This window comes from Nostoc sp., assembly GCF_041747015.1.
GTDB lineage: Bacteria > Cyanobacteriota > Cyanobacteriia > Cyanobacteriales > Nostocaceae > Nostoc.
In genome coordinates, this window is sequence record NZ_JBGTFY010000259.1 from 45,421 (window position 1) to 53,624 (window position 8,204).

General features: G+C 41.9%; 8 protein-coding genes. 5 read left to right on the top strand and 3 right to left on the bottom strand.

All coding sequences use genetic code 11. The features are described 5' to 3' along the window. Window positions 1-30: 30 nt before the first annotated feature. Entirely contained in the window at window positions 31-954 is a 924-nt protein-coding gene (locus tag ACEW80_RS21390) for an ion channel (protein WP_373528521.1), read from the top strand. 11 nt (window positions 955-965) lie between these two features. Here the strand turns inward: ACEW80_RS21390 and ACEW80_RS21395 are convergent, their stop codons facing one another. After that, window positions 966-1,160 carry a hypothetical protein gene (locus ACEW80_RS21395; protein WP_373528522.1) on the bottom strand — a complete coding sequence of 65 codons (195 nt, stop codon included), beginning with the start codon at window positions 1,158-1,160 and terminating at the stop codon, window positions 966-968. A gap of 118 nt (window positions 1,161-1,278) precedes the next feature. Here ACEW80_RS21395 and ACEW80_RS21400 point away from each other — a divergent pair, with 118 nt between their 5' ends. Next, the gene (locus tag ACEW80_RS21400) at window positions 1,279-2,976 is read left to right on the top strand and encodes an alpha/beta hydrolase (protein ID WP_373528523.1); all 1,698 of its coding nucleotides are present in this window, start codon (window positions 1,279-1,281) and stop codon (window positions 2,974-2,976) included. A gap of 1,085 nt (window positions 2,977-4,061) precedes the next feature. Continuing rightward, window positions 4,062-4,937 (top strand): SDR family NAD(P)-dependent oxidoreductase, encoded by an 876-nt coding sequence (locus ACEW80_RS21405; RefSeq protein ID WP_373528524.1) that lies wholly within the window; start codon window positions 4,062-4,064, stop codon window positions 4,935-4,937. A 174-nt stretch (window positions 4,938-5,111) separates the two neighbouring features. Here ACEW80_RS21405 and ACEW80_RS21410 read toward each other — a convergent pair whose 3' ends face one another. After that, entirely contained in the window at window positions 5,112-5,585 is a 474-nt protein-coding gene (locus tag ACEW80_RS21410) for a ScyD/ScyE family protein (RefSeq protein ID WP_373528525.1), read from the bottom strand. On the opposite strand from ACEW80_RS21410, the gene ACEW80_RS21415 reads away from it, so the two are divergent. Continuing rightward, the gene (locus ACEW80_RS21415) at window positions 5,576-7,075 is read left to right on the top strand and encodes a glycosyl hydrolase family 57 (RefSeq protein WP_373528526.1); all 1,500 of its coding nucleotides are present in this window, start codon (window positions 5,576-5,578) and stop codon (window positions 7,073-7,075) included. The two genes, ACEW80_RS21410 and ACEW80_RS21415, sit on opposite strands and share 10 nt — an antisense overlap. A 91-nt stretch (window positions 7,076-7,166) precedes the next feature. Continuing rightward, a complete protein-coding gene (locus tag ACEW80_RS21420; RefSeq protein WP_373528527.1) occupies window positions 7,167-7,442 on the top strand; it encodes a transposase in 276 nt (91 codons plus the stop codon). On the opposite strand, the gene ACEW80_RS21425 is transcribed toward ACEW80_RS21420, so the two are convergent. Beyond that, a partial coding sequence (locus tag ACEW80_RS21425) for an alpha/beta fold hydrolase (RefSeq protein ID WP_373528528.1) occupies window positions 7,428-8,204 on the bottom strand: 777 nt, incomplete at its 5' end. The genes ACEW80_RS21420 and ACEW80_RS21425 overlap by 15 nt on opposite strands.

Sequence of the window (8,204 nt, forward strand, 5' to 3'; positions counted from 1 at the left end):
AACTACTTGTCGTTCTTTTGGCTACCCCCGATGAGATTTCCATTGAAGAGACTTTTAAGGAAGCAACGACAGCGCTTGATCCCACTTATTCACATTCAAGTTCGAGATGGAAAGTTTGAAATTATGGGTATGGGTGCATGGCATTCCTATTGGCGCGATCCCTACCATCTGCTGCTGACGATTCCTTGGACTGCTTTTCTAATATTAACTTGTGTTTTCTATGTAACTATTAATGCTCTTTTTGCCTTAGCTTACTGGGTAGGAGGAGATTGTATTGCCAACGCTCGACCTGGCTCTTTTTTAGATGTCTTTTTCTTTAGTGTGCAAACCCTAGCATCCATCGGCTATGGGGCGATGTATCCTAAAACGACTTACGCCAACATTATTGTCACCATTGAAGCGATGATTGGCTTGGTAGGAATTGCTGTAATGACAGGACTAGCATTTGCCCGTTTCTCCCGACCAACTGCCCGTGTGATGTTTAGCCGTGTAGCGGTGATTACACCTCATGATGCAAAGCCTACTCTGATGTTTCGCACTGCTAATCAGCGCCGCAACACAATTCTGGAGGCGCAGATGCGAGTATACTTGATGCGTGACGAAGTGACAGTAGAAGGGCAGTTCATGCGTCGGATCTACGATCTCAAACTGCTAAGAAACCAAACACCTAACTTTTCCTTAACTTGGTCAGTTGTACATATTATTGATGAATTTAGTCCTTTGTATGGGATGACATCAGAATCGTTAACCCAGACAAATACTATGTTGATTATTTCTCTAAGTGGCATTGATGAAACGGTTGCACAGGTCGTCCATGCGCGTCATAGCTATGGTGCTAATGAGATTTTGTGGAACAATCGATTTGTCGATATTATCAATCACACACCAGATGGACATCGCTACATTGACTACAACCAGTTCCATGATGTCTTGCCTGAAGATGAAAGGCGTTGAATGCCCAAAAATTACTCGGAAGCCTTATTAATTGCTGCTTGTAAGGGTTTAACGACAACCCGACCATTTTCAACTACAGTGCAATTTTTAACCGGATTCTTGCTGTGGTTAAGTGGCACATCCTGGCACTGATTTTGGTGGGAGACATTTTGCTCCTGTTGTTGATTGAGGACGACAACACAAGAGGGGCAAGAAGGGAAGGACATATAAGGCACTTTGATCTATATCTATATATAATTATCGCGCTCCTGATGCTGTTTGGCTAAAAAATTTGCTATCTATATGTTGTGCTAATTTAGCAGGGTTAAACAGTGGGTTTTTCTGATGAAAAAATTTTTGAGATACCTGGGTTTAGGTTTGCTATCTACTTTTTTGACTGCTACTCCCGGATTGGGAGCTGAACGCATTAGCTTTTTTTATCCTCCCTTTGGCGAATTTTATTTACCAGTGGACTCGCTGGAACTTTTTGCTAAAGAAGGCAAAATTGATGAAGACTTTTCTTTTTATGCCAGCCGTGCTACTCCCCAACAACTCGCTCAACTGCGGGAGTTGCTCCAGCAGCGCTTCAATCTCACACCTACGTTGGTATCTCAGGTTACTTACTCACCTATAGGCGAGAAGGTGGTGCGACGGTTAGGAGAATTACTCCTCACTGAGTCTCGAAATAACGGCTTTTATGCTATACGTGCCTCTTTGATTTTGGCTGCTGCCGATCAAGAGGGCTTAACGGTTGTGAATTTGCTGCGTAAATTTCCTAGCAATACTATCCGGGTGAATTTCACAGAGGGGTTAAGGATAGTCGAAGATTTGTCGCAATTGCTTAAACAAAAGGATGAAGTTGTTGCTTTTATTCAAAAGGAAGCGATCGCTCAAGCAGCCAACTCAACAATTGATTTCTCACAACAGCCAGATTTGCGATCGCCTGGAAAATTCCGTTGGCAGAAAACCAGCCTAGAGTTAAATGATATTCGTCGCAATCGCCGTTTACCGATAGATATTTATCTGCCTGCAACTCAAAACTCAGAACTCAAAACTCCGCCCTTTCCCCTAATTGTAATTTCTCATGGACTGGCCTCAGATCGTTCTACCTTTGTCTACCTGGCTGAACATCTAGCATCCTATGGTTTTGCCGTTGCTGTACTGGAACACCCTGGTAGTAATGCCGAACGCATTCAGCTATACTTTGCAGGTTTGGCAGGACCACCAGATGCAGCGGAATTTATCAACAGACCTTTGGATATCAAATATCTACTCAATGAACTCCAGCGTCTGGAAAAATCTGATCCCACCCTCCAGGGAAAACTTAATTTTCAGCAAGTTGGGGCGATCGGTCAGTCCTTTGGAGGTTACACTGTTTTGACTCTAGCAGGAGCAAAGATTAACTTTCAGCAACTGAGGCAAGACTGTAATCCCAATAATTCCCTTTTTAATTTGTCGCTCTTTTTGCAGTGTCAAGCAACTGAGTTACCCCTAAGGAATTACGAACTCCAAGACGATCGCATCAAGGTGATCATTGCGATTAATCCTATTGACAGCTCCATTTTGGGTGAGGGGGGAGTCAGTCAAATAAAAGTTCCTGTAATGCTGGTGGCGGGTAGTCAAGATATTTTCGCCCCACCCGTATTTGAGCAAATTCGCCCCTTTACCTGGCTTTCTGACTCCAATAAGTACCTAGCTCTAATCGAAAACGCCACTCATTTTTCGGCGATCGGAGAATCTAGTTCTCAGAATAGTGTGTTACCTGTGCCACCTGCCTTGCTAGGCCCCGATCGCACTGCTGCTTATTCCTATCTCAAAGCCCTGAGTGTAGCTTTTTTGGAAACCCATCTTCTCAACCGCCCTGAATATCGCTCCTATTTGCAGCCATCCTACGCCACATTCATCAGTAAAGAGCCGCTTAATCTTAGTATTTTACAGTCGTTGTCGGCAGTTCAGTTAAATCAAGTTTGGAATGGGTCAAATCCTCAGTCAACAAAACCACCAAATCCTCAACCTACCGCTACCAGGGCTATTTCATTTTAGGCATAAACCGCCCAGAACTAAAGTTCCAGGCTCATAGCTAAAGTCCGTTTTAACGGACTTTAATCTTTTCTCAGTCGTCTTTAGACGAATGAGTGCTATTAGCCTCAGAATTCATTCTGAGGCGGGCTAGATGAGAATGAAATAGCCCTGCTACACTTACCTCTCCTTAGTGATACCAAGCAGGCGTAACAATTATGAGTTAAGTAAATACACGTAGGATAGTTTCAGGTAGAATATTAAACTATAAACTATATTGACTTACGGGTAAGATCTCCGACTTCTTTAGGAAGTTGGGTATTTTGTTGTTCACGAATGATTTAAGTTTGCTATAGATTAGGCAAGTCTCAAGCATTTCTTTGATGAACTCAAAGCTAAACCCAAACAGATTACAATTTGTACTAAAGTTTTGGCAGATAAATATGCCGTTGTAATTTGCATTCAAGACAATAATTTAGCTCTCTTAGCTTATTTTAAAAAAATAAAAATCAGAAACATTTATTTTCAATATAAAAGTAAATATACTGACATTAATCTCCAAGTTAATCAGAAAATCGAACTATTACAACCATAAATTCAAACTCTATATGTCTTTTTTATATCTAAGTGATAGCTTAGATATAAAAATTTCACCAAATTGTCAAGAAAGTCAGATATTTGTACTGAGGTATTCATGAAAACTTATTTAATAAAATCTTTTGTATATATATACTTGTCGTTAAGAAGTATTAAGAAATCCTTATTAAAGAATATTGCAATACCTTGATTTAATTGCTAACGTGTGTTTAACAACGATGCTGATGAAGCTCGGATATAGGAGAAATAAAATCTATGAGCTATAGGCATTCGGGTCAATATGTTGGGCATTGACGAGTTAAAAACGATAAATTTCTGCCTCGTATAGACAATTATGAGGGATTGCAGATTAACCAGGAAATATCTCGTTGCTAAAGCCTCATTTTAAGTTTGATTTCAATTGAGATTAATTATTTGTCTTACCTTGTGTCGACAAGGGAGTAACTGAAGATTTGTGTTTGTCGGCAATAACAAAGAGTTTGGTAAGACTTAAATTTTGGAGGATAAAACCAATGGAGATTCAAGGTAAAGTAGCCCTAATTACAGGGGCTTCCCGTGGTATTGGACGAGCGATCGCCCTAGAATTAGCACAACTTGGTATACAGCGGCTAATATTGGTAGCACGTGATCGCCAAAAGTTAGTTGAGGTAGCCAACGAAATCGAGGCGATGGGCACAAAAACTGCGATCGTCCCATTAGATTTGACGCAGACAATTGAAGTGAATATCGCTGTTGCCCAACTGTGGCGTAATTACGGGCAGATTCACCTGTTGGTTAATTGTGCGGGAGTCGCATACCAAAGCTCGTTTTTGCAATCTAAAATGCCCCAAGTTCAAGAAGAACTCTCTGTGAACTTGTTAGGAATGTACAACCTCACTAGTTTGATAGCTCGACGCATGGCCAGCCAAAGACAAGGGACAATTGTCAATGTATCGAGTCTGATGGGGAAAGTGGCTGCGCCGACGATGGCGACTTACTCAGCTACCAAGTTTGCAATTTTGGGATTTACCCAAGCTTTGCGCCGGGAACTAGCTGAATACAATATCCGAGTGATTGCATTATTGCCTTCCCTCACCGACACAGACATGGTGCGCGACTTCAAATTATTTCGCTGGGTGATCCCCATGACTCCCCAGCAAGTCGCTAAAGCACTCGTCACCGGAATGCAAAATGATTCACCAGAAATTTTAGTCGGATGGCAAAGTCATTTAGCTGTGTTGTGTCAACGCCTCGCCCCTTGGTTGCTAGAGTTAATGTTACGAATAGCAGCTCCCCCAGCGCTAAGAAGACAACAGCCTGAAGAAAAACTGAGTTTTTTGGCTAAAATTCAGCGTGCTGGCGATTTGTTATTTTTCAGAAAAAATCAATGTGAGGCCAAGTCGCTTTAATTATTATCTCAGCGTTAACACCTTGGATAGTATATTTACTACCAACTGCTGATTTTTTAGCTACTAGTGATAAAGTAATACTTCTGAGAGTTCCTGTCCCATATGGACAGGAATATCAAAGTCTTCTCCACCAACTCGTATTTTTCCTAAATAGACATCAAATTCAGATCATTTTTATTTAGGGAATAATTTATTTTCTGGAAGTCCCTTAAGTCGTTTGGCTTTACCCTTGTGCAATAAAGTAACGCTCACAGTGCCAAGAAATGCTAACAAGCTGAAAGTAGAAGTAGATTCAGGAACAGACTTGGGATTCTCAATTTTGATAACTTGTCCCTGTCCTGGGCGATCGCCTCGGTTTGTTACGTAAATAGCACCATCAGCACCTATAGTCAAAGCAGTAGGAGACTCTAATCCATTGCCACTAAGAATAGTTGTGCGAGTCCCATCGCTCGCTATTTTAATCACAGAACCATCTAGATTACCTTTCCAGAGTGACTGATTAGCGTACTGCAAAGCATACAAATTACCCTCAGTATCAAAAGCTAAGTCAGTAAGTTGGGTAAAGCCACCAAAGTTGCAGCTCAGAAATTGCTGTGCGATCGCATAATTAGACATACCTTGTTTCGGAGCAACCAGAAATGCTTTCACTGCCTACTACTCTCCCCACTTTGCCCGAAATCATTGATGGTTTACCGAATATTTCTGGTTGGGAAGCAGAGGTTCTCTCTGTGGTTAACCATGATACGCCTGTATTTTTACCAACAACAAATATCCGCTTAGAAGATATAAATGCAGTATTTGCGATCGCCTTACATATGCACCAGCCAACTATACCTGCTGGACATGATGGTACACTGATCAGCAATCTGCAATATATGTTTGAACATCCCAACCAAGGGGATAATCACAATGCAGATCCTTTTGCATATTGTTACAGCCGCATGGGAGACTTGATCCCCGAACTCGTAAGTCAAGGTTGCAATCCCCGTGTGATGTTGGATTACTCAGGTAATCTTTTGTGGGGACTACGGCAAATGGGACGCAACGATATTATTGATAATCTTAAACGGATCACTTGCGATCGCACCTATCAACCTTATGTAGAGTGGCTGGGTACAATGTGGAGCCATGCAGTTATTCCTTCCACACCCATACCAGATATTAAATTACATATTGTCGCATGGCAACATCACTTTGCGGCAATTTTTGGCTGGGAAGCACTAGCACGAGTCAAAGGATTTTCGCCCCCAGAAATGCATCTCCCAAATCACCCTGATGCTCTGTTTGAATTTGTGAAAGCGCTGAAAGAATGTGGATATCGCTGGTTACTTGTTCAAGAACATTCTGTAGAAACAATTAGCGGTCAATCTCTGACTTATAAACATTTACCACATCGTCTGATTGCTCGCAATTCCCAAGGTGAAACAATTAGCATTACAGCCTTAATTAAAACCCAAGGTTCTGATACTAAATTAGTCGCACAAATGCAGCCTTATTACGAAGCTAAAATCTTATCAAAACAACAAGTCGGGAGTGTATTTATACCACCAATAGTTAGCCAAATTGGAGATGGTGAAAATGGCGGCGTGATGATGAATGAATTTCCTAGTGCTTTCAAACAAGCTTGGTGGGATATGGTCAATAATGGAGGAGGAAAATCAGGTGTTGTCGGGATATGTGGTACAGAATATTTAGAATTAATAGAAGCTGCTGGATGCAAACCTGAAGACTATCCAACTTGCCAGCCAGTCGGACAGCATCAGATTTGGGAGCGAGTTTCAGCAGAAAATTGCCAACCGGAAGCTGTAGAGAATGCTATTCAAGAATTAAAGCAAATAAACTCTAATTTTCACATGGATGGAGCTTCGTGGACAAATCATATTAGTTGGGTAAAAGGATACGAAAATGTGATTTCTCCCATGTATCAATTAAGTAGTTTATTCCATCAAAAGGTTGATCCATTACTGGAAATTGACTCAACAGAACCTATTACTAGACAACCTCATTATCGTAACGCTCTCCTACATAACCTTTTGCTGCAAACCAGTTGTTTTCGTTATTGGGGACAAGGCGCTTGGACTGACCATGCGCGGGAAATTTACCAACGTGGCGAAAGCTTGTTGCAAAATACATTTTAAGTAAGAGGGTGTTTGAAAAGTCGGTTAGGAGGTAAAAAAGCTCTCTTAGTATAAGCTGTAAATAGATAGTAGACAGCACCGAGAGAGTGACATGAGTAAAGCATACCCTAGCAACCTGAGCCACGCCCAATATGAATTTCTGAGTGAGATGATTCCAGAACCAAAACCAGGTGGTCGTAAGCGTGAAGCCGATATGTTGTCAGTCTTGAACGCAATTTTTTATGTTTTGGTAGAAGGAGTGAGATGGCGCTCGCTACCAGGAGATTTTCCAGCGTGGCAGACGGTCTATAGGCACAAAGTTATTCTTGGTAACGGACATTTTGCCCTCGTTTTGGGTCTAGGCGGGAAATTGTTAACTTTGCGCTAGCCAATCAACAATCTGGGCATTGACAACATCTGGAACCTCATCGTGGGGACAATGACCGGCTTTGGAAATGGCAACAATTTTGATTTCTTTGCCATTCTCACGCGCCTCTTCGTAAATCTTTGCCCCAGTAATTGGTGTCCAGGGATCATCAGCACCCCAAATTATTAATAAAGGACGTTCTACTTTGGGCAATAGTTCCTCTGGACTTGGGCCAGGAGGTGCTGTGAGAATGGAGGCAAAAACTTGTTGCGCTCCGGGATCGCAAGAGGGAGTATAAAGTAAATCTACTAATTCATCGGTGACGGCTTGCCGATCGCGGTAAACTTGGTAAAGAGTACGACGAATTTGGGCTTTTTGACGGATACGGTTAAAGACGAATTTGCCTGTAATTGGCGATCGCACAAACCGATTAAAAGCTGCCATCACCATCCGTAATGGCGGATTCAATTCGTGGGAACGATGACTCAAACCACCCGCAGAGTTAATTAAAATACCGCCAGCAGCAATTTCTGGATGTTCTACCAGTACTATTAAGCTCAAAAGTGCGCCAATAGAGTTGCCAATAAATACAGCAGGTTCTTGGATGTGTGCTGTGCAGAAATCTTTCAGCAGTTCCACCCAAACTTCCACACTGTAATCAATGGGCGCTTTATCGGAACCACCAAAACCTAAAAGGTCTATGGCAAATACTTGGTACCCAGCATTAGCTAAAACTGGGATATTTTTGCGCCAGTGTCCAATGGAAGCACCAAAGCCGTGAAC

Excerpts from the sequence above, each read along its gene's own strand:
- ACEW80_RS21390 (WP_373528521.1), top strand. The coding sequence starts at position 31 with ATGAGATTTCCATTGAAGAGACTTTTAAGGAAGCAACGACAGCGCTTG.
- ACEW80_RS21395 (WP_373528522.1), bottom strand. The coding sequence starts at position 1,160 with ATGTCCTTCCCTTCTTGCCCCTCTTGTGTTGTCGTCCTCAATCAACAA.
- ACEW80_RS21400 (WP_373528523.1), top strand. The coding sequence starts at position 1,279 with ATGAAAAAATTTTTGAGATACCTGGGTTTAGGTTTGCTATCTACTTTT.
- ACEW80_RS21405 (WP_373528524.1), top strand. The coding sequence starts at position 4,062 with ATGGAGATTCAAGGTAAAGTAGCCCTAATTACAGGGGCTTCCCGTGGT.
- ACEW80_RS21415 (WP_373528526.1), top strand. The coding sequence starts at position 5,576 with ATGCTTTCACTGCCTACTACTCTCCCCACTTTGCCCGAAATCATTGAT.
- ACEW80_RS21420 (WP_373528527.1), top strand. The coding sequence starts at position 7,167 with ATGAGTAAAGCATACCCTAGCAACCTGAGCCACGCCCAATATGAATTT.